Here is a 19,097-nt window from a genome sequence, read left to right as displayed (position 1 = left end):
TTTATCGATAAAACGTTTAGGGTGCCCCTTTAGGGTGGTCGCGTTGGCTTTGGGAGGCTCTTTTGACCGATTACGTAGGCGGGCAGGAACGCTCGCGATTGACAGTTTGGCAGTTTTTCCGGGGCCTCGCGAAGGTCGTGGTGGGCGGTGCGCTGTTCCTGCAGGCTCTTCTTTTCATTATGGTTTTTGCCGTGCTCCTGTCTGTCCTCGGCAGCTTCGGCGACCAGATGAAGGGCAAGAACGAGGACGGCCCGTCCTTGAAAGTCCCTGAGGGCGCCGCTCTCGTGTTCAACCCGAGCGGCGTGCTGTCGGAAAACGCTCCTGAACAGGATCCGTTCGAACAGGCACTCCAGGAAGCCTTTGGCGGCGGTTCGGTCGGTCAGGTCAGCGTCCACGAGCTGATTCGCGTGATCGAACATGCAAAGAACGACGACCGCATCCAGCTTTTGGTCCTCGACCTCGGCGGGCTGGTCGTGCCGGACGCCTACCTGTCCAAGGCCCACATCCTGGCCGATGCGATCGAAGACTTCCGCGAAAGCGGCAAGCGGGTCGTGGCTGTCGGCGATTATTACGACCAGAACCAGTACATGATCGCCTCCGAGGCCGACACGGTTCTGATGCACGATCAGGGCATGCTGTTCTTCACCGGTTTCGGCTCGTTCCGGACTTACTACGCCTCGATGCTCGAGAAGCTCGACGTGTCCGTGAACGTCTTCCGCGTCGGCACGTTCAAGTCGGCGCTCGAGCCGGTGCTCCGCGATGGCATGTCGCCGGAGGCGAAGGAAGCTAACCTCACCTATCTCAATGGCCTGTGGAACAGCTACACCACGCGCGTCGACGAGAACCGCAGCTTCACGCCGGGCGCGACCGCTGCCTTCGCCAACGAGTTCAGCAGCCGCCTCGAAGCGGCTGGCGGCGACATCGCCCAGGCGATCCTCGATGGCGGCTATGTCGATGACCTGGCCGATCGTGAAGCCCAGCGCCAGTTCATCAAGGACATCGTCGGCGAAAACGACGAGGGCGAGCTGAACACCGTCAAGCTCAAGAAGTACAAGATCGGCATCAAGTCGCCGCAGGACCGCGAAGACGTCAAGAACATCGCCGTGGTCACCGTCGAGGGCGCGATCATCGACGGTCCGCAGGAGCCGGGCGTTGCTTCGGGCACCTACGTTGCCAAGCAGCTTCGCGAAGCCCGCAAGGACGATGACATCGCCGCCGTCGTGCTGCGCGTCGACAGTCCCGGCGGTTCCGCCTTCGCTTCGGAGGTCATCCGCGACGAGCTTCTCGCGATCAAGAAAGCCGGCAAGCCGGTCATCGTCTCGATGAGCTCGCTGGCTGCATCGGGCGGCTACTGGATCGCGGCCCCGGCTGACAGGATCTTTGCCCAGCCGACCACGATCACGGGTTCGATCGGCATCTTCAGCTACCTGCCCACCTTCGAAAAGCTGGCCGCGCGCGTCGGGGTCAATGTCGATGGTGTCGGCACCTCGCCCCTGTCCTCGATCCGCGGCATCCCGCTGGCCGAGCTGCCCGAAGAGCTGCGGACGATCCTCCAGCTCAATATCGAGGATGGCTATGAGGAGTTCCTCACCGTGGTGGCCGAGGGTCGTGATCTGAGCCTCGAACGGGTGGACGAGATCGGCCAAGGCCGAGTCTGGATCGGCTCGGACGCCAAGGAGCGTGGGCTTGTCGATGAATTCGGCGGCCTGCCGGACGCGATCGCTGCGGCGGCCAAGGCGGCCGGCCTTGATGAGTGGGACGTTGTCGGCCTCATCAAGGAGAAGACCCGCTTCGAACTCTTCCTCGAAAGCCTCGCGGGCGAAGCCCAGGCGTACGGCCTGATCTCGGACGATGACGAGCTCTTCGTCTCGCGCCGCACGGGCTTCGAGCGCACCACCCTCGGTGCGGCGGCCAAGCTGATTGACGATGAACTGCGGTTCCAGCGCAGCTTCGATGATCCCAACGGCATCTATGTCCGCTGCCTCGAGTGCCCCATCCCGTAAGGGCTGCGGCATCAGGTTCTGAACAACGAGCCCCGGGCGCGCTTGACCGCCGCCCGGGGCTCTTCCATTTCAGGAGGGTGGTAGACCTTTCGCGCATCGCAGCCTCGCTCACGGATTCGAGCGACGACGGACCGCTTCCCGTGGAGCGGTGGAACCCCGAGCATTGCGGTGAGATGGACCTTGTCATCAAGGCGGATGGAAGCTGGTGGCACGAAGGGTCGATGATCACCCGCGCGCCGCTGGTCCGGCTTTTCTCCCGCATCCTTCGGAAGGACCCCGAAGGCTATGTCCTCGTGACGCCTGCCGAGAAGGTCACGATCAAGGTCGAGGATGTGCCTTTCCTCGCGGTCGATTACGATCGGACGGACAGGGGCTATGAGGTTCGCACCAATGTCGGGGACCGTGTGCTGATCGATGCCGACCATCCGATCACGCTGCGGCATTCCGAAGCCCTGGGCCAACGCGCACCCTATATCCTGATCCGCGGTGGCCTCGAAGCGCGCCTCGACCGCGCACCCTATTACCGGCTGGTTGAAGAGCTGCCGGTCGAAGACGGCGCACTCGTCCTGCGGTCAGGCGGCGCGACCTTCCGCCTCCCGATCGAAGCGGATGCCTGATGAACGACTGGCAGGAACGCCTTCGCAGGAGCTTCAGCTCGCCTCACGCCGCGCGTGACCGGAGGCTCTTCGATGAACTCAACCCCGGCCTCGACCACACGCCGATCCTGCGCGAGCCGCCGAAGCGGCCGCGGCCTGCTGCCGTGATGATCGGCGTGCGGGACATTGCCGAGCCAACGGTGGTGCTGACTCTCCGCGCACCGACCATGCCGTCCCATGCCGGGCAGATCAGCCTGCCCGGCGGAACGCCGAAGGAAGACGATGACGGCCTGATCGGCACGGCCCTGCGCGAGACTCATGAAGAAGTCGGGGTCCCTGCGGAAGCGGTCAGCGTGCTGGGCAATTACGGCCTTCATTACGGCGGCCTCGGCTATGTGGTGACGCCGGTGATCGGGATCATTGACGGCAACGTGCCAATCGAAGCCTGCCCGCGTGAAGTGTCGGAAGTCTTCGAAGTGCCACTCTCCGCGATTGCTGACCCCGGCAACCACGTCATTCAGGAACGTGAATTCAGCGGCGTGCCCTACAACATGTTCGCGGTGCCGGTTCTTGATACCGCTGGCCAGCACCGGAACATCTGGGGGCTAACGGCTGGCATACTCCGCACCCTCTCGGACGCAATCCATGACGATGCCTGATGCCGATTTCTCATGGCTCAGCGAGCCGCGCCTCCGGAAAATCGTTGGGGCCCTGACGGCCGGAGGTGAAGCGCGTTTTGTTGGCGGATGCGTGCGGGACAGCCTTCTGGGGGAGACCCCGCTCGACAATGACGCAATCGACATCGACATCGCGACCGACCGGACGCCCGAAGAGATGAAGGCGCTGTTCGATGCGGCGGGCATTCGTTGGATCGCGACCGGTGAAGCGCACGGGACGCTGACCGCCGTCGAGGACGGCCTCGTCGCCGAATGCACGACTCTCCGGGCGGACGAAGAGACGGACGGCCGCCATGCGCAGGTCCGCTTCACCCGCAACTGGGACGAGGACTGGCGCCGCCGCGATTTCACGATCAATGCTCTTTACGCGGATCCTGACGGCAGGATCTGGGATCCGGCCGGCGGCCTCGAAGACCTCGAAGCCCGCCGTGTCCGGTTCATTGGCGATGCGAGGGACCGCATCCGCGAGGATGCGCTTCGCATCCTCCGGTTTTTCCGCTTCTCGGCGCGTTTCGCCGAAGGCTATGATGCCGACGGGCTGGCTGCGATCAGGGAGCAGGCGGACCTGCTTGACATCCTTTCGCGGGAAAGGGTGTGGTCGGAGCTGCGCCGGACGTTCGCGGCGAAGGGTGCCCCTCGGGCGCTGGCTGTTGCTTGCGAGGTCGGCGTCCTGCAGCGCCTTCTTCCTGGCGTTCCACGAACGGACGTATTCGCGAGGCTCCATGCGGCGGGCCATTGGGAGCCTGCGCTTTCGCTCGCCGCGCTGTGGCCGGGCCTGCCTCGGGATGTGCTGCGCGAGCGGTTGAAGCCATCCAACGAGGTCCTCGGCCGCTACGCCGCTATCGAGGCTACGCGGGATGCGATCATCAGGGGCATCCAGGCGCATGAGCTGCTCTACCGCTTTGGTCGCGAGGATGCGGTCGCGGCGGCGGCTCTCGCTGCTGCGGAAGGGCGTCAAGTTCCCGATGGCCTCGTCGCTCGTTTGCAGGCTGATGAAGTTCCGGTCCTTCCAATCTCTGGCCGGGACGTAATTGCGAAGGGCGTCAAGCCGGGAGCGGAAGTCAGCGAGGTGATGAAGCGCTTCGAAAAGCTCTGGCTCGAAGCCGGTGCGCCAAGCGAATCTCAGCGCACCGAAGAATTGCTCAATCGGGCCCTAGGCAGCAAGCCTGCGGGCTGACTCGAGGTCGAGGCTGAAGAGCTGGCTGACGCCCCGCTCCATCATCGTCACACCGAACAGCCGGTCCATGCGCGACATGGTCAGCGGATGGTGCGTCACCACGAGGAAGCGCGTGGTCGAAGACTTCGCCATCAGGGAGAGAAGGTCGCAGAAGCGCTCGACATTGGCGTCGTCGAGCGGCGCATCGACCTCGTCCAGGACACAGATCGGGGCAGGGTTCGTGCGGAACGCGGCGAAAATCAGCGCGGTTGCGGTCAGCGCCTGTTCGCCACCTGACATCAGGCTTAGCGACTGGAGCTTCTTGCCCGGCGGACAGGCGAAGATCTCGAGACCCGCCGTGAGCGGATCATCGCTGTCGATGAACTTGAGGTGCGCTTCGCCGCCATTGAAAAGGCTGGTGAACAGCTCGCGGAAGTGCCCGTTCACCGCTTCGAAGGCTGCGAGAAGCCGCTGGCGGCCCTCGCGGTTGATTGCGTTGACCGCGGTCTTGAGCTGGTTGGCAGCCGCCTCGCAGTCTTCGCGCTCGGACCGGAGGCTGCCAAGGCGTTCATTGACCTGGCTCTGTTCGTCCGCAGCCAGAAGGTTCACGGCGCCAAGGCGTTCGCGCTCGCGCTCGAGCTTTTCGAGCTTCCGCGACAGGACGTCGACCGGCTCCACCTCGCCCGTAGCGGCGAGCAGGGCGCGGATGTTGTCGCCGCTGATATTGGCCTCTTCGAGCGTCTCATCGAGGCGGGCCTTCGCGGCTTTCAGTTCCGCGCCAAGCTCGGCGAGTGCTTCGCGGGCGGCGCTGGCGCGGGCTTCGGTCTCGCGGCGCTCTTTTTCGGCAGCGCTTTGGGCCTGCTGGGCCTCGGCAAGGGCGTCACGGGTCTTCTCCCACGCGCTCTTGGCCTCGAAAGCCGCGAGTTCGAGCGCCTCGCCAGCGGCCATATCGCTCTCCTCCGTCGAGGCCTGCTTGACCTCGTCTTCGAGGATGGCCTTCTGTTCGGCCAGTTGTTCGAGGCGCTGGGCTGCAGCCGTCCGGCGGTCGCGCCAAGCCTTGGCCTGGCCTTCCTCGCGGCGGAGGGCATCGCGGCGTTCTACCGACTTGCGGCGATGCTCCGCAGCCTGACCACGCGCCTGGCTCGCCCTGCGACGAGCCTCGTCACGGACGGCGCGGGCCTCGTCGAGTGCCTTTTCGTCCACTTGTGGCGTATCGACCTGCTCTCCGATCTCGGACAGACGGCGCTCGGCAGCAGTAAGTGCGACGGCGTTTGCTGCGAGCTGTTCGTCGAGTGCTTCTTTCCGTAGGCGGATCGCATCGGAGTCTCGTGTCAGCTTGGCAAGGTGCTGTTCGGCGTGGCGCTCCGCGGTGACGGCCTGGCTCTGTGCACTGCGGGCCAGGGCGAGGGCGGCTTCGGCTTCCTTCAGATTCCGGCGCGCGGTTTCTGCCTCTAGCTGGGCCTGGGCGAGGGCCGCTCGGGCCTCCTCGGTCTCGTCTTCGATGGCGCGCAGTCGCGAGGACGCGGCGAGAAGCTCCTCGAGGTGCCGGTCGGCGGCGGAGCGGCGGCGGTAACCGTCCCAGCGCCACAGGTGGCCCTGACGGTTGATGATGAGCTGGCCCGGCGCAAGGTCCTCGAGCTGCTCGTCCGTAGGCGTCCCCTCGACAAGGCCAATCGCCGCGAAGCTGCGGCGCAGCGCCGGGGGCGGGGTAAGAAGGCTGGCCAGAGACTGAACGCCCGCCGGCAGGGGGGCAATGCCTTCCGCGTCCTGACCAAGCTGGGTCCAGGCGTGGTCCGCTTCGTCACCGATCGCCGCGTGGAGGGCGTCGCCCAAGGCCGCGGCCAGACCGGCGCGCAGCTCTTCCGGCGCCGATATGGCGGTCAGGGCCGTCTCGCCCTCCGCCGCATCCTCCGCAGGGGTCGGGATCAGGGGGGCGAGAACTTTCGCTTCATTTTCGAGAAGCCGCAGGCGCTCTTTCGCTTCGCGGAAAGCTTCGTCAGCGGCCGTCGAGGTCCTCCGCGCCGCATCGAGTTCTTCGTTCCGCTGGCGGAGCGTTTGCTCTGCTTCGGCAAGGGCTTCTCGGGTGCGCTCGGCTTCCAAGGCGGCATGCTCGAAAGCGCCATCGTCAAGGGTGGGGAGAGCGGCAAGCTTTTCGTTCAGGCGCGCGCGCTCGGCCTTGGCGGCGGCGACCCGGTCTTCCGCCTCCTGACGGCTTTGTCTGGCCGCGCGGGCCTCGGCAATCAGTTCGGCGGCCTTGCGTTGCGCGGCTTCGAAGAGCGCCTCGGCTTCGGCGGCAGCGGCCTCGGCTTTCGTCGCGGCTTCTTCAAGGGCGATCTTGGTATCGGCTTCCTCGGCGATCTCGCTCTTGAGGTGCTGGATTCGCGTCTCGGCAGCGGCGATGGCCTCGTCGGCTTCCTTGACGAGCGCGCCTTCGCGTTCCTGGTCGGCGGCGAAGCGTTGCAGCGACCGCTCGCGCTCCTCCGCTGCGCGTTTGCGCATGGCTTCATTGGTCTCAAAGGCGCGCAGAGCCGCTTCCGCCTTCGTCATCTTCATCGAGGCTTCGCGCTCTTTCTCGCGGATGTCCTCGAGCTTGTCGGCACCTTCCGTTGCCAGACGGTCCGCGCGCGCGGCAGCTTCGACGGCATCGGCAACAGCGCCCCGGCGTTCGGAGGTTTGCCGGTCCAGGGCCTCGTGCGCCTTGTAGCTCTCGCGCACGCGGGAGATGGAGAGCGCCTTGCCGACCTCCTTGATCTCTTCGCTCAGCGTGCGGTATTTCTCGGCCTTGCGGGCCTGGCGGGCGAGCTGTTCGGCCTGCACGTCGAGCTCGCCGATCACATCGTCGAGGCGCTCGAGATTGTCCGCGGCAGCGTTGAGGCGGAGCTGGGCCTCGTGGCGGCGGGCGGCGAGGCCAGTGACGCCTGCGGCCTCCTCAAGGAAGCGGCGGCGGTCGGTCGGCTTGGCATTGATCAGCTCGCTGATCTGGCCCTGCCGGACGAGGGCGGGTGATGTTGCACCGGTGGAGGCATCCGCGAAGAGCATCTGCACATCGCGGGCGCGGACTTCCTTGCCATTGATGGAGTATTGCGAAACCGAGCCGTCAGCGCGGCGGACGACCCGTCGCGAAACGGTGAGCTGGTCACTGTCGTTGAACTGCGCAGGGGCGCGGCGCTGGCTGTTGTCGATCTCGAGCGTGACTTCGGCCCAGCTTCTTGCAGGCCGGCCACCGGTGGTGCCGGCGAAAATCACTTCGTCCATGCCGCTGGCGCGCATCGCCTTGGCCGAATTGGCGCCCATCAGCCAGCGCAGTCCCTCGACGAGGTTCGATTTCCCGCAGCCATTCGGCCCGACAATGCCGGTAAGGCCTGGTTTGATCTCGATGTCGACAGGCTCGACGAAGGATTTGAAACCGCACAGGCGGAGGCGTTCAAAGCGCATGGGCAAAGTCCTCAGGACGGCGGAGGGACCGCCGCCGAAAGGTTAACGTACGCGATTCGCGCGTCAGGAGCGCTTGTCCACTTCAGCCTGGAGAATCTCCGAAGCGCGTTCCGGGTCGAAGGTCAGGTCGACCTGCTTGCCGTCGATGATGAAAGACGGCGTGCCGCGAAGGCCTGCCTCGCGGCCCATCTCGACATTCTCGATGATCGCGTCGCGGATGTCTTCACGCTGGAAGCACTGGTCGAACTGCTCGCCAGCAAGGCCAGCCTGCGCCGCGATGTTGCGGAGCTCTTCGCCGGTGTTCGGGCCGCGGACCCAGCTCTGCTGGCGCTTATAGAGGGCGTCCACCATGCCGTAATAGGCTTCGGGGCCAGCATTGGTGGCGGCGCAGCGGGCAAGGATGAAACCTGCAAACGCGAGCCGTTCCGGCGGCGTCGGGAACTCTCGGTAGACGAACTTCACCTTTCCGGTGTCAACGAACTCTTCCTTGATCGTGGGGAAGACGCGCTCATGGAACGCTGCGCAGCCCGGACAGGTGACCGAGGCGTATTCGATGACGGTGAGGGGAGCGTCCGGATCGCCGATGACCATCTCTTCGGCGGCCATGCTGCCTTCGGGCGCGGCGATCGTCTGCGGCTGGGCTGCCGCGGTTTCGGCAGGGGCTTCAGCGGAGGTCTCCGCTGCGGGCGCCGCTGTCTCTTCGGCAGCGTCGGACGCGGCATCATCGCCACCGCCACAGGCGGCGAGGACGGCAGAGCCAGCGGCAATCAGGGCGAGGCGGAATTGGTTTCGAGTCATGCGAGTTCCCTTACCCCGTGCGGAATCCCGGGGCTAGCTGCCGTCTTTATGAATTGTTTGTCGCATCGTCTCCAGCGCGCTCTTGAGGAAACCCGACCGGGGCGATGGCGGAGGCTTCATCGCCTCCTTCTGCGCAGGAGCCATGCGCCGGTTCTCCCACCCGCGGCCGGAGTTGCCTTCGCGGATGACGATGCTGTTGAGGCGGGGCAGGCCGACCTTCTGGCGGACCCGTCCGAGGATCGCTTCTTGATGGTAGCGGAGCTTCATGGCCGCCGCACCGCTCTTCACCGAGACTTCCAGCGCCTGGGACCGGCCCCGGTTGATGATCCTGACCGGGCGGCAAAGCGGTGCGATCTCCGGTCCCGCCAGCTCGCCCCAGTCGGCCGCCAGGCGCGGATCCATCGCGCCTGTCGCCTTGGCCAGCCGGGCAAGGTGTGGGCCCAGCGACTTGGAGAGCTTGGGTGCGGCCCTTCGCGCGGGCTTGGTCCTTGGGGCTTGAGTTGCAGGCGGGGTGTCTCGCATAGCGGGACGATGCGGGATCAGCGGGCGGAGCTCAAGCGCGGGCGGCGGTCATGAGGAAAACGGAAGGGTTCGGCGCGGCGTTGCTCGCATGGTACGACACCCATGCGCGTGTCCTGCCATGGCGGGCGCAGCCGGGAGAGAACCGGCGGGCCGATCCCTATCACGTCCTCCTCTCCGAGGTGATGCTGCAGCAGACCACGGTCGCCGTGGTCGAGAAGCGCTTCCCTCAGTTCCTCGATCAGTTCCCTGATCTCAAGACCTTGGCGGAGGCGCCGGAAGCGGACGTGATGGCTGCTTGGGCGGGGCTGGGGTATTACCGCCGGGCGCGCTCTCTCCATGCCTGCGCGAAAGCCCTGATGGCGCAGCATGGCGGTGTGTTCCCGCAGGACGAGAAGGCGCTCAAAGCCCTGCCGGGGATTGGGGACTACACGTCTGCGGCGATCTCGGCGATTGCCTTTGGCGAGCCTGCGGTGGTCGTGGACGGGAATATCGAGCGCGTGGTGACGCGGGTTGCTCGCGTCACGGACGAAATGCCGGGGGCGAAAAAGCTGATCAAGGGCGAGGCGGCGAAGCTGATGCCTGACGCGCGGTTCGGCGACTATGCGCAGGCGATGATGGATCTCGGGGCGCGGGTCTGCCGGCCAAAGGCCCCTGACTGCCTTTTATGCCCCGTGCGGAGCTATTGCGCCGTCGCGGGAAGCGCGGAAGCGGAGAGCCTGCCGCGCAAGGCGCACAAACGGAAAAGGAAGACCGTGCAGGGCGTGATGATCGTCCTGCGGCGCGAGGACGGCGCCGTTCTGTGTGAGGAGCGTCCTGCCGACGGCCTGTTCGGCGGTATGCTCGGCCTGCCGGGAGGCGGCTGGGACGGGCGTGCGGTGCCTGAGGTTGCTGCCACGCTACGCGATGCTGGCGGCGTGACACATATCCTGACGCACCGACGCCTGGAGATCGACGTGAAGACGGGACCCACGGATGGCTCGCCCGGCGATGGCGTCTGGATGCAGCCTGACGAAGCGCGGGCGGCGATGCCCACGCTGTTCGTCAAGGCGCTGGAGCGTGCACTCAGCTAGGACGTGAGCGGATGGCTTGCCGCAGGCTGTCGATGGGCGCGAACTGGCCCTTTCGCTCTTCGAAGTGCCAGTAGGTCCAGCCATTGCAGCTCGGCGCGTTCTGCAGGCTCGCGCCGACCTTGTGGATCGAGCCTTCGAGCTTGGGCGTGCTGAGGGAGCCGTCGGCCTTCACCTTGGCGGTGTATTTGCGCTTGGGGCAGTAAAGCTTCGTGCCCGGAGCGAGGAGGCCGGCCTCGACCACCTGCCCGAAGCCGACACGCGGTTCGCGGCGCGGGGCGGGGAGGGGTGCCAGCTCTTCCGGATTTTTCGGCGCAACAATGGCGCCGATACGTTGCTCCGCAGCAAGAACATAGGACTGGTCGCGCTCAATGCCGATATAGTGGCGGCCGAGGCGCTTGGCGACGGCGCCGGTGGTGCCTGTGCCGAAGAAGGGATCGACAATGACATCGCCCGGCTTCGTCGTCGCGGTGATGATGCGGTGGAGAAGGGCTTCAGGCTTCTGGGTCGGGTGCAGCTTGGCGCCGTCCTGCTTGAGGCGCTCCGCGCCCGTACAAAGGGGCAGGGTCCAGTCCGATCGCATCTGCACGTCTTCATTCGCGGCCTTCAGCGAGTGGTAGTTGAAGGTCACGCGCGACTTCTCGCTCTTCGCGGCCCAGATCAGGGTTTCATGGGCGTTGGTGAACCGCGTACCGCGGAAGTTCGGCATCGGATTGCTCTTGACCCAGACAATATCGTTATGGATCCAGAAGCCGAGGTCCTGCAGCACCGCGCCAAGGCGGTAGATGTTGTGGTAGCTGCCGATGACCCACAGCGCACCGTCTTTCTTCAGCACACGGCGCGCCTCGGAGAGCCATTCGCGGCAGAAATCATCATAGGCCTTGAAGCTCGAGAACTGGTCCCATTCGGCATCGACCCCGTCGACCTTCGATTGGTCCGGCCGTGTCAGTCCCTCGCCGAGCTGGAGGTTGTAGGGCGGGTCGGCAAAAACGAGCTCGACCGAGCCGTCAGGAAGTTTCTTGAGCTCCTCGATGCAGCAGCCGTTCAGGATCCGGTCGATGGGTAGTTTCTGCACGCGTTACGCTCCTATTCGCCCCTGCCGATTCGTCCTGAGTCAACAGGGTAAAAGAGGTCTTAATCCGTGCGCGGTTAATCTTTGTGAATAGGGCGTTAAGGCGCGATGTTCTTCAGGAACGACCGCCGGTGGTGGCGGGTGACGCCCTGCTCTGTGATCGCTGCACGGTGCGCGGCACTACCATAGCCTTTGTTCGTGTGCCAACCATAAGCGGCATAGCGCTGGCCGAGCCGGATCATGGCGCGGTCGCGCGTTACCTTGGCAACCACGGCGGCGGCTGAGACGGAGGGGCAGGAGGCGTCGGCCTTGATCTCGGTGATGACAGGCACGTGGCCAAAGTCCGGCGGACGGTTGCCATCGACGATCGCGACGGCGCCTTCGATAAGGCCAAGTGCCTCCACCGCCCGGCGCATGGCGAGCTTGGTCGCCGGCTCGATGCCGAGGCTGTCGATCTCCGCGGCCGAAACCGCGCCGAGGGCAATGCGGGCTTTTGTGAGGATGATGGGAGCCAGCTTTTCGCGCCGCTTCTCTGTCAGGGCTTTTGAATCCCGGAGCCCCTCGATGCCATGACCGGGCGGCAGGTAAGCCGCCGCGGCCACCACGGGCCCAGCGAGCGGGCCGCGCCCGACTTCGTCGACGCCGATCACCGGGCGGCCGGCGGCAATTTCGCTTTCGTATATCGGGCAGGGCTCTTTCATCCCCCCATTGTCCGCCGCGCCGTGCTGGCGGCCAAGCGCGACTTATCCAAAGAGGTCTGGCTGGGGCGGGCCTGATCCGGGAACGCGGAAATGCTCCGAAGACGGCACCGGCATCTCGGTGAAGCCGTAGCGCTTCTTCGCGGCGCGGAAGCGCATGTCGAGCATCTCGGCATAGGCGCCCTTCGGTCCACCGCCGCGGGAGCGAGCGACGTCGTAAACCCTTCCGCCATTGATCTCGCGGATGCGGTTCAGCACTTTTGCCTTCCGCGTCGGCGCGGCGCTTTCGAGCCATTCCTCGAAGATCGGCCCGACCTCCTGCGGCAGGCGGAGGAGGGTGTAGGCGGTGAACGTCGCGCCAGCTTCGCGCGACGCCTGCATCAGCCGCTCGAGTTCATGGTCGGAAAGCCCCGGAATCATCGGCCCGTGGACCGTGCCGGTGGGGATGCCCGCATCGGCAAGGGCCTTCACGGCTGCCAGCCGATTCTTCGGCGTCGGCGCGCGGGGCTCCATCGTGCGGGCGAGGGCACCGTCGAGCGTGGTGATCGAGATCATCGCGCGGACGAGATCGTGCTTCTGCATCTCCTGCAATACATCGAGGTCGCGGAGGATGAGGTGAGACTTCGTCAGAATGCTGACGGGGTGCCGGAACGCAAGAAGCACTTCGAGCACCTGGCGCATGATCTCGTGCCGCCGCTCGATCGGCTGGTACGGATCGGTATTCGTGCCGATGGCGATCGGACGGACCCTATAGCGCCTGGCGGAGAGTTCCTTGCGCAGGAGCTGCGGTGCGCCCGGTTTGACGAAGAGCTTGCTCTCGAAATCGAGGCCGGGGGACAGGCCCATATAGGCGTGGGTCGGTCGAGCGAAACAGTAGACGCATCCGTGCTCGCAGCCCCGGTAGGGATTGATCGAGCGGTCGAAGCCGACGAACGGGCTGTCGTTGAAGGTGACGATCTTCTTCGCCGCTTCCTGCACGACCTCCGTTTTCAATGGCAGGGGTTCGTCAGCTTCCCAGCCATCGTCGGCAGCCTCGCGAACCTCGCTCTCATAGCGCCCCGAAGCGTTTGAGAAGGCTCCGCGGCCCCGCTTCTTCGAGGCCTGGGTCGGCTTGAAGTTGAGGTGCGCCGGGTGTCCCATGATCGGAACAATAGCAGAACATCAGAACAGGACAAGAACGATTTATCCCGAACCGCAGCCCTAGGTGGAGCGGCCCACAGCCGCGGGTTGTTTTTCGGGGGTGGTTTTGAGGTCAGAACGGTTCGGCCGCTGAAGAAGAAAGCGCACCAGAAGCGCCGAGGCGAGTCCCGCGATCACGTAGGAGAGCCAGGCGGCTCGGAACACCGCCTCGACCGGGCTCTGCTGAAACACCATGACGCCGAGTGTCGCAAGCCCTGCATAGGCCACGACGCAGCGCAGGGCATTCATGCCCATGGCGACATTGGGATAGCCGAGCGGGTTGAAGACACCGATCGCCACGAAAAGCAGGCCAGCGCCCCAGAGGCCAAGCGAAATGGCTTCGAGATAGCGGTCAGAGATTGCGACGATGGCCGCGTTCTCGGTGAACAGGCTTGCGAGGCTGCCGCCAAAGGCGAAGAGCACCACGGCCCCGACGCCGCCCCAGAGCGCGGCGAAGGCCCAGACGTTCCGCTCGGCGAGGCGCAGGCGCATGTCCTCGTGGGCCCCGACATTCTGGCCGATGAAGGGGGTGATGCCTGTCTGGAGCGCGAAGAAGGGGATCAGGACCAGGGCCTCGATCCGGGCGCCGACGGCGAAGCCTGCAACGGCTTCGGGGCCTGAGCTCGCCAGCAGGCGCGTGATGATGGCGCTGCCGATGGGGGAGAAGAGCTGCGCGAGGAAGGCTGGCGCGCCGTAGCGCAGGACCTGCGCGATGCAGGGCAGGAAGCTCCGCAGGACGGAAGGACTCGCAGTGATGAGGTCGGCCCTGGCAAGCCATGTGAATGCCATGACGGTGATGACGAGCCGCGCGATGATCGTCGCCAGGGCGGCGCCGGCCATGCCGAGCTCGGGCATGCCGAAGAGGCCGAATATGATGAAGGGCGACACCACGGCATTGATGACGGCTGCGAGGACCATCAGCCCGCTCGGCACCTTCGCCTCGCCAGCCGCTCGTATCAGGCCATTGAGGACGATCGGCAGGACCAGGAGCGGAAGGCCCGAGTACCAGATGGTCATGAACTGGTTGATGTAGGGCAGGAGCTCCCGCGGCGCGCCGAGCGCAAGGAACACGGCGTCGGAAACCTGCAGCATGATGATCGCCAGCATCAGCGCAAAGATCAGCACGAAGAGCAGCGTCGAGGTGATGAGAGCCTTGGCGCGGTCTTCCTGCCCCGCTCCTATTGCCCGCGCGACGACGGCGGCCCCGCCATTGCCCATGCCGATGGAGATGGCGCTCATCCCGAAGATGACCGGAAAGCAGAAGCCGATGGCCGCCAGCTCCTGCGAGCCGAGCCTGCCGATATAGAAGGTGTCGGTGACGTTGATCGCGATGACCGAGAAGAGGCCCAGCGACATCGGCCAGGAAAGGTCGAACAGCACCTTGGTCACCGGCTGTTCAAGAAGCCGCGTGCGCCGATCGCCAATGCTGAAAGCTGCACGCGCCATGGTCCCGGACATGGCCGGATCGCCTTGCAAGCGCAAGCACCGCAGCAGCGCAGAAGAGGTTTCTCGAGGTTTATTCAGTCACGTAGGTCAGGGGCAGGACGGTGGTCGCCTTGAGGGTTTCCATCGAGAAGGAGGCGCTGACGTCGCTAAGGTCCGCCACCCGGATCAGGCGCTTGTAGACCGCGTCATAACCCTTGATGTCAGGGGCCACGATCTTGAGCAGGTAGTCGACATCGCCGGTCATGCGGTGGAACTCCACGACCTCCGGGATACGGGCGACGCCTTCGGCGAAATGCTTGGTCCAGGCCTCGTTGTGCTTGTCGGTGCGCACGAGGATGAAACCGGTGAGGCCGAGATCGATCTTCTCGGGGTCCACGATCGCGACCCGCGCCTTGATGACGCCCGCCTGTTCCAGAGCGCGGATCCTGCGCCAGCAAGTGGGCTCGGAGGTGCCGGCGCGCTCGGCGAGGTCACGGACGCTGAGATTCGCGTCCCGCTGCAGTTCTTCGAGGATTTTACGATCAATTCCGTCCATTCGATGCGTTATAAGCGAAAGAAAATAATCAATCGATAGCGCATTTACGATATAATTTGATCCCCAATTTCGCGCGACGTGGTGTAGGAACCCAGTAGCGAGGATGAGCCATGAAACGTCTCTTCAAAGAACATCCTGAATCCGTGGGCGAGACCTATGTCCAGCACCTCGGCGAGGCATGGTCCTTTGCCGGCGCGATGATCCTTGGCGGGCTGTGCTGTTTCCTCCATGGCCTCCTGCCCTTCTTCTTCCAAGGCACCGGAAGCCGCATCATCAGCGGTCTGCATGACCGGATGGTGGTCTGCCGCTCCCGCGCGGACCGCGCCGCTCGTGCGCAGCAGGAACGACTGTCCCAGGCCCGCGAGGCCGCTTGAGTCCCGGAACGCCAGGAGAGACCCTGGCCCTCGGCACGCGCCACCGCCGCGCGGTCGAACGCTTTGGGCCGGGTGTGGTCCTGAGCCTGACCATCGCTGGCGCTGCGTCGTTCGTCGCGACCGGGGCGGGCGGTCCGGTGATGCTGCTCGCGCTGCTGATCGGAATGGCCTTCCACTTCCTTCATGCGGACGAACGCTTCCGTCCGGGCCTCGATATCGTGGCGCGCAACGTCCTCAAGATAGGCGTCGCGCTCCTCGGTGTACGGATCACGATCTCGGAGATCGCCGGGCTCGGTTTCGGCACCCTCTCGCTTGTCATCGCGGGGGTGACGCTGACGATCCTTTTCGGCTGGTCCGTCGGACGCGCCCTCGGGCTGAAAGCAGACCACGCAGTTCTTTCGGGCGGAGCCACGGCGATCTGCGGCGCATCGGCGGCGCTTGCCATCTCCGCCGTTCTTCCGCGCACGGCGCAGTCGGAGCAGAATCTCGGCATCACCGTGGTGGGTGTCACGACGCTCAGTACGGTCGCGATGGTGGTCTACCCGGCTATCGCGAGCCTCCTCGGTCTTTCCGACACGCAGGCAGGCATCTTCCTCGGTGCGACCATCCATGACGTGGCGCAGGTGGTCGGCGCAGGTTTCGCGATCTCGAATGAAGCGGGCGAGACGGCCACCATCGTCAAGCTGTTGCGTGTCGCGATGCTCGCGCCCGCTGTCTTCGTCATCAGCATGGTCTTCGCCCGTGTCCCCGGAGACGAAGAAGCCGAGACCGTGCGGCGCCAGGCGATGCCGGTCTTTCTTGTCGCCTTCCTTGCCCTTTGTGCCATCGGCAGCGCCGGGTGGATACCGCCCGCGGCGGAAGGGATCCTTTCCGATGTCTCGCGCGGGGCGCTGGTCGCGGCGGTCGCCGCGCTCGGCGTGAAGACCTCCCTCCAGTCGCTGATGACGGTGGGGTTGAAGCCGATCCTCTGCCTGTCGCTCACGACGGCAGGGCTGGCGCTCTTCGTCCTGGCGGCGATCCTGCTCGGCCTTGTCGGGGGCTGACGGAGCCGGGTCGACGAACTCTCGGCCTTCTTGACAATTCACCGGGGCGTGAGAGGGTCACGCCTGAAGAATGGGTGCCGCGCAGGGCGTGCCCAATGGGGTAGTACAGATGAAAAGACTCGCTCTCCTCGCAGCCGTGAGCGCTGCGTCCCTCGGGATCGCCTCGGCGCAAGGCTATTTCGGTGCCCATCTTGGCCTGAGCTCGGTCGACGAAGACGGACTTGACGTCAACGGAACGAACTTCGGCGCCATCGACTATGATGATGGACCGGCCTTTGGTTTCCTCGGCGGCCTGCAAGTGAACAAGTTCTTTGCAGGCGAGCTCGAGATCACCGGCCAGTCCAACGACAGCTCGTTCTTTGTGGGCGATGAGACCTTCACCGTCACCGCCTTCCTTGCCAATGCGGTCCTCTCGACCCCGGCGAATGAAAAGGTGATCGGCTGGGTCGGCGTCGGCGCGGGCTTCGCCTCGACCAACCTGGAGGATGGCGGCAACGCCTTCGCGACGCAGTTCAAGGGCGGCGTCGATCTCAACGTTTCCGGCCCGCACTATATCGGTGTGCAGGCTGCGATCCTCGAAACCGACGGCTTCGTGGCAGACCAGTCGGGCACCGAGTTCGACCTCGACTACGCGAACTCGAGCTACTCGGTCACCTATCGCTTCCGCTTCTAGGAAGCAGGGCCGATCGCAGATACGAAAACGGGGCCCGACGGGCCCCGTTTTTTATCGTCTGTGGGCACTCGATCAGTCGTCCGACGAGCCGAAATTCGCGAATACCTTGTCGAGATCCGGCGCGCTCGAGGTTTCTTCCTCTTCTTCGGCAGCCGTCGTATCCTCAGCAGGCTGAAGGGTTGCGCCTTCGGGCAGCTTGCCTTCCGCTTCGAGGCGCGCGCGCTCGTCGGCGGCTTTCTGGACGGCCATGTCGAGGTCGAACTGGGTGCAGAAGCCCAGCGTCACCGGGTCCATCGGCTCGAGATTGGCCGAGTTCCAGTGGGTCTTTTCGCGGATCGCCTGAATGGTCTGCTTGGTGGTGCCGAGCAGCTTGGAGATCACGCGGTCCGGGACCTCCGGGTGGTTGCGCACGATCCACGCGATGGCGTTCGGACGTTCCTGGCGGCGCGACGTCGGAATGTAGCGCTTCTGTTTCTTTTTGAGCTCGGGCACCACGACTTTCTTTTTCGAGAGCTTCATGCGGTAGTTCTCATCCGCCTCCGCTTTCTCGATTTCCTCGCGGGTGAGCTGGTCGTTGGTGATCGGGTTGATGCCGCGCACGCCCTGGGCGACGTCGCCATCGGCGATACCCTTCACCTCAAGGGGATGCAGGCCGCAGAAATCCGCGATCTGGTCAAAGGTCAGGGCTGTGTTGTCGATCAGCCAGACGGCCGTCGCCTTCGGCATCAGCGGTTTGTCGGACATCGAGGTTCCTCCAGTCGGTGCGCCTTTCCGGCGCGAGAATACGGCTTCCCCGGCGCGTCGTCCGGCGGGGTCTTCGCTGAATGACAAAGGGGGAGTGCCCCTGAACTAGGCCGCAACGAGGGCCGTTGCAAGGGCTCCTCGCTGCTTGACGCACGCTGCGGCATCGGCTGCCTATCAGGTGAACAGGGAGCTTCCAGAAGTGAGCATGTTCGACTTCCCCGAGGGCGGGCCCGAGACCCTCACGACCCGTAAGTTCGGCAGCCAGACGCTCCATGTCAGGGAGCACCGCGGCGCGGGCAGGCCGCTTCTCTTCCTGCACGGTTATCCGACCAGCGGTATCGACTGGCGGCTGATCGCCTACCGGTTCGCTGACAGGCATTGTCTTTATCCGGACCTTCTCGGCTTCGGTCTCTCGGACAAGCCCCGGATCCGCTACACCTTCCCGCACCACCGCCAGCTCGTCGAAGCGTTGCTGCATAGCCGCGGCATCCGCGAGATCGACATCGTGGCCCACGACTACTCCGTGACGCTGGCGCAGGAGCTTCTCCATGCAGAAGGGGAGGGTCGGCTGCCTTTCCGTATCGGCAGGGTCGTGCTTCTCAATGGTGGGATCTATCCCGAGCATCACCGGGCGCGTCCGATCCAGAAGCTGCTCCGGGCACCTCTGGTCGGCGAGATCGTGGCGGGGGCCATAGGCCGCGATGCGCTGGCCAAGGCCCTGCGACGGATCGCAGGCTCCCCGGACGCCTGGACCGAGTGGGCGATCGACGAGCATTTCGAGGCCATTGCGCACAATGACGGCCAGAAGCGTCTTGCTTCGCTCCTCACCTATGTCGACGACCGCCGCATCCACCGTGAACCATGGGTTGCGGCGATGCACAGGGCGATTGAGGAGGGCCGCATGAGCTTTGTCTGGGGTCCGCTCGACCCGGTGTCCGGGGGGCACGTGCTCCAAGCCCTCCGCGAGCGGACGGCAAACCCTGAGATCCGCGAGATCGAAGGCGCTGGGCACTACCCCCACTGGGAAAAGCCCGAAGAGGCTGGCGCGGCCATCGTGGAGGCGCTGCGCTAGGGCGTCT

General features: G+C 65.0%; 18 protein-coding genes. 9 read left to right on the top strand and 9 right to left on the bottom strand.

Annotation, left to right across the window (positions count from 1 at the left end):
- Nucleotides 1-62 precede the first annotated feature (62 nt).
- The 4 genes from sppA to IE053_RS04240 all read left to right on the top strand — a co-directional run bounded on the left by sppA (nucleotide 63) and on the right by IE053_RS04240 (nucleotide 4,453).
- Complete coding sequence (gene sppA, locus IE053_RS04255) at nucleotides 63-2,003, top strand: signal peptide peptidase SppA (protein ID WP_189572314.1); 1,941 nt, start codon at nucleotides 63-65, stop codon at nucleotides 2,001-2,003.
- 77 nt (nucleotides 2,004-2,080) lie between these two features.
- A complete protein-coding gene (locus tag IE053_RS04250; protein ID WP_229786047.1) occupies nucleotides 2,081-2,620 on the top strand; it encodes a DUF1285 domain-containing protein in 540 nt (179 codons plus the stop codon).
- Nucleotides 2,620-3,258 carry an NUDIX hydrolase gene (locus tag IE053_RS04245; RefSeq protein WP_189572311.1) on the top strand — a complete coding sequence of 213 codons (639 nt, stop codon included), beginning with the start codon at nucleotides 2,620-2,622 and terminating at the stop codon, nucleotides 3,256-3,258. Before IE053_RS04250 ends, IE053_RS04245 begins: the two co-directional genes overlap by 1 nt.
- Nucleotides 3,245-4,453: a CCA tRNA nucleotidyltransferase gene (locus IE053_RS04240; protein WP_189572308.1), complete on the top strand. Its 1,209-nt coding sequence runs from the start codon at nucleotides 3,245-3,247 to the stop codon at nucleotides 4,451-4,453. The genes IE053_RS04245 and IE053_RS04240 overlap by 14 nt, the downstream gene beginning before the upstream one ends.
- Here the strand turns inward: IE053_RS04240 and smc are convergent.
- The 3 genes from smc to IE053_RS04225 all read right to left on the bottom strand — a co-directional run bounded on the left by smc (nucleotide 4,430) and on the right by IE053_RS04225 (nucleotide 9,187).
- Nucleotides 4,430-7,867 carry a chromosome segregation protein SMC gene (gene smc / locus IE053_RS04235; RefSeq protein ID WP_189572304.1) on the bottom strand — a complete coding sequence of 1,146 codons (3,438 nt, stop codon included), beginning with the start codon at nucleotides 7,865-7,867 and terminating at the stop codon, nucleotides 4,430-4,432. The genes IE053_RS04240 and smc overlap by 24 nt on opposite strands.
- Nucleotides 7,868-7,930: 63 nt before the next feature.
- Nucleotides 7,931-8,665, bottom strand: coding sequence for a DsbA family protein (locus IE053_RS04230; protein WP_189572301.1), 735 nt, complete (start codon nucleotides 8,663-8,665; stop codon nucleotides 7,931-7,933).
- Nucleotides 8,666-8,698: 33 nt separating this feature from the next.
- Nucleotides 8,699-9,187 carry a DciA family protein gene (locus IE053_RS04225; protein ID WP_268249043.1) on the bottom strand — a complete coding sequence of 163 codons (489 nt, stop codon included), beginning with the start codon at nucleotides 9,185-9,187 and terminating at the stop codon, nucleotides 8,699-8,701.
- Nucleotides 9,188-9,237: 50 nt separating this feature from the next.
- Between IE053_RS04225 and IE053_RS04220 the strand changes: the two genes are divergently transcribed.
- Nucleotides 9,238-10,257, top strand: a complete 1,020-nt coding sequence (locus IE053_RS04220; RefSeq protein ID WP_189572295.1) for an A/G-specific adenine glycosylase — start codon at nucleotides 9,238-9,240, stop codon at nucleotides 10,255-10,257.
- Here IE053_RS04220 and IE053_RS04215 read toward each other — a convergent pair.
- From IE053_RS04215 to IE053_RS04195, 5 genes are all read right to left on the bottom strand, one after another.
- On the bottom strand, nucleotides 10,250-11,329 hold the full coding sequence (locus IE053_RS04215; protein ID WP_189572292.1) for a site-specific DNA-methyltransferase: 1,080 nt from the start codon (nucleotides 11,327-11,329) through the stop codon (nucleotides 10,250-10,252). The two genes, IE053_RS04220 and IE053_RS04215, sit on opposite strands and share 8 nt — an antisense overlap.
- Before the next feature lie 95 nt (nucleotides 11,330-11,424).
- A complete protein-coding gene (gene rnhB, locus IE053_RS04210; RefSeq protein ID WP_189572289.1) occupies nucleotides 11,425-12,027 on the bottom strand; it encodes a ribonuclease HII in 603 nt (200 codons plus the stop codon).
- A gap of 42 nt (nucleotides 12,028-12,069) precedes the next feature.
- Nucleotides 12,070-13,164, bottom strand: coding sequence for a PA0069 family radical SAM protein (locus IE053_RS04205; RefSeq protein WP_189572286.1), 1,095 nt, complete (start codon nucleotides 13,162-13,164; stop codon nucleotides 12,070-12,072).
- A 60-nt stretch (nucleotides 13,165-13,224) separates the two neighbouring features.
- The gene (locus IE053_RS04200; RefSeq protein ID WP_189572283.1) at nucleotides 13,225-14,661 is read right to left on the bottom strand and encodes an MATE family efflux transporter; all 1,437 of its coding nucleotides are present in this window, start codon (nucleotides 14,659-14,661) and stop codon (nucleotides 13,225-13,227) included.
- Nucleotides 14,662-14,719: 58 nt separating this feature from the next.
- Nucleotides 14,720-15,184 carry an Lrp/AsnC family transcriptional regulator gene (locus tag IE053_RS04195; RefSeq protein WP_189572280.1) on the bottom strand — a complete coding sequence of 155 codons (465 nt, stop codon included), beginning with the start codon at nucleotides 15,182-15,184 and terminating at the stop codon, nucleotides 14,720-14,722.
- Nucleotides 15,185-15,294: 110 nt separating this feature from the next.
- On the opposite strand from IE053_RS04195, the gene IE053_RS04190 reads away from it, so the two are divergent.
- The 3 genes from IE053_RS04190 (at nucleotide 15,295) to IE053_RS04180 (ending at nucleotide 17,274) form a co-directional block, all read left to right on the top strand.
- The gene (locus tag IE053_RS04190; RefSeq protein ID WP_189572277.1) at nucleotides 15,295-15,558 is read left to right on the top strand and encodes a DUF6356 family protein; all 264 of its coding nucleotides are present in this window, start codon (nucleotides 15,295-15,297) and stop codon (nucleotides 15,556-15,558) included.
- Nucleotides 15,555-16,601: a YeiH family protein gene (locus IE053_RS04185; RefSeq protein WP_229786046.1), complete on the top strand. Its 1,047-nt coding sequence runs from the start codon at nucleotides 15,555-15,557 to the stop codon at nucleotides 16,599-16,601. Before IE053_RS04190 ends, IE053_RS04185 begins: the two co-directional genes overlap by 4 nt.
- A 109-nt stretch (nucleotides 16,602-16,710) precedes the next feature.
- The gene (locus IE053_RS04180) at nucleotides 16,711-17,274 is read left to right on the top strand and encodes an outer membrane beta-barrel protein (protein ID WP_189572274.1); all 564 of its coding nucleotides are present in this window, start codon (nucleotides 16,711-16,713) and stop codon (nucleotides 17,272-17,274) included.
- 72 nt (nucleotides 17,275-17,346) lie between these two features.
- Here IE053_RS04180 and IE053_RS04175 read toward each other — a convergent pair whose 3' ends face one another.
- Nucleotides 17,347-18,018, bottom strand: a complete 672-nt coding sequence (locus IE053_RS04175; protein ID WP_189572271.1) for a DUF1013 domain-containing protein — start codon at nucleotides 18,016-18,018, stop codon at nucleotides 17,347-17,349.
- A gap of 205 nt (nucleotides 18,019-18,223) precedes the next feature.
- Between IE053_RS04175 and IE053_RS04170 the strand changes: the two genes are divergently transcribed.
- Entirely contained in the window at nucleotides 18,224-19,090 is an 867-nt protein-coding gene (locus IE053_RS04170) for an alpha/beta fold hydrolase (RefSeq protein ID WP_229786130.1), read from the top strand.
- Nucleotides 19,091-19,097 lie beyond the last annotated feature (7 nt).

The organism is Parvularcula lutaonensis, assembly GCF_014651915.1.
GTDB lineage: Bacteria > Pseudomonadota > Alphaproteobacteria > Caulobacterales > Parvularculaceae > Parvularcula > Parvularcula lutaonensis.
This window is presented reverse-complemented; position numbering and strand designations above follow the sequence as displayed.

What these genes read in the sequence shown, in the direction of transcription:
- IE053_RS04245 (WP_189572311.1), top strand. Translation starts at nt 2,620, where the DNA reads ATGAACGACTGGCAGGAACGCCTTCGCAGGAGCTTCAGCTCGCCTCAC.
- IE053_RS04240 (WP_189572308.1), top strand. Translation starts at nt 3,245, where the DNA reads ATGACGATGCCTGATGCCGATTTCTCATGGCTCAGCGAGCCGCGCCTC.
- smc (WP_189572304.1), bottom strand. Translation starts at nt 7,867, where the DNA reads ATGCGCTTTGAACGCCTCCGCCTGTGCGGTTTCAAATCCTTCGTCGAG.
- IE053_RS04230 (WP_189572301.1), bottom strand. Translation starts at nt 8,665, where the DNA reads ATGACTCGAAACCAATTCCGCCTCGCCCTGATTGCCGCTGGCTCTGCC.
- IE053_RS04225 (WP_268249043.1), bottom strand. Translation starts at nt 9,187, where the DNA reads ATGCGAGACACCCCGCCTGCAACTCAAGCCCCAAGGACCAAGCCCGCG.
- IE053_RS04220 (WP_189572295.1), top strand. Translation starts at nt 9,238, where the DNA reads ATGAGGAAAACGGAAGGGTTCGGCGCGGCGTTGCTCGCATGGTACGAC.
- rnhB (WP_189572289.1), bottom strand. Translation starts at nt 12,027, where the DNA reads ATGAAAGAGCCCTGCCCGATATACGAAAGCGAAATTGCCGCCGGCCGC.
- IE053_RS04205 (WP_189572286.1), bottom strand. Translation starts at nt 13,164, where the DNA reads ATGGGACACCCGGCGCACCTCAACTTCAAGCCGACCCAGGCCTCGAAG.
- IE053_RS04200 (WP_189572283.1), bottom strand. Translation starts at nt 14,661, where the DNA reads ATGTCCGGGACCATGGCGCGTGCAGCTTTCAGCATTGGCGATCGGCGC.
- IE053_RS04195 (WP_189572280.1), bottom strand. Translation starts at nt 15,184, where the DNA reads ATGGACGGAATTGATCGTAAAATCCTCGAAGAACTGCAGCGGGACGCG.
- IE053_RS04190 (WP_189572277.1), top strand. Translation starts at nt 15,295, where the DNA reads ATGAAACGTCTCTTCAAAGAACATCCTGAATCCGTGGGCGAGACCTAT.
- IE053_RS04180 (WP_189572274.1), top strand. Translation starts at nt 16,711, where the DNA reads ATGAAAAGACTCGCTCTCCTCGCAGCCGTGAGCGCTGCGTCCCTCGGG.
- IE053_RS04175 (WP_189572271.1), bottom strand. Translation starts at nt 18,018, where the DNA reads ATGTCCGACAAACCGCTGATGCCGAAGGCGACGGCCGTCTGGCTGATC.
- IE053_RS04170 (WP_229786130.1), top strand. Translation starts at nt 18,224, where the DNA reads ATGTTCGACTTCCCCGAGGGCGGGCCCGAGACCCTCACGACCCGTAAG.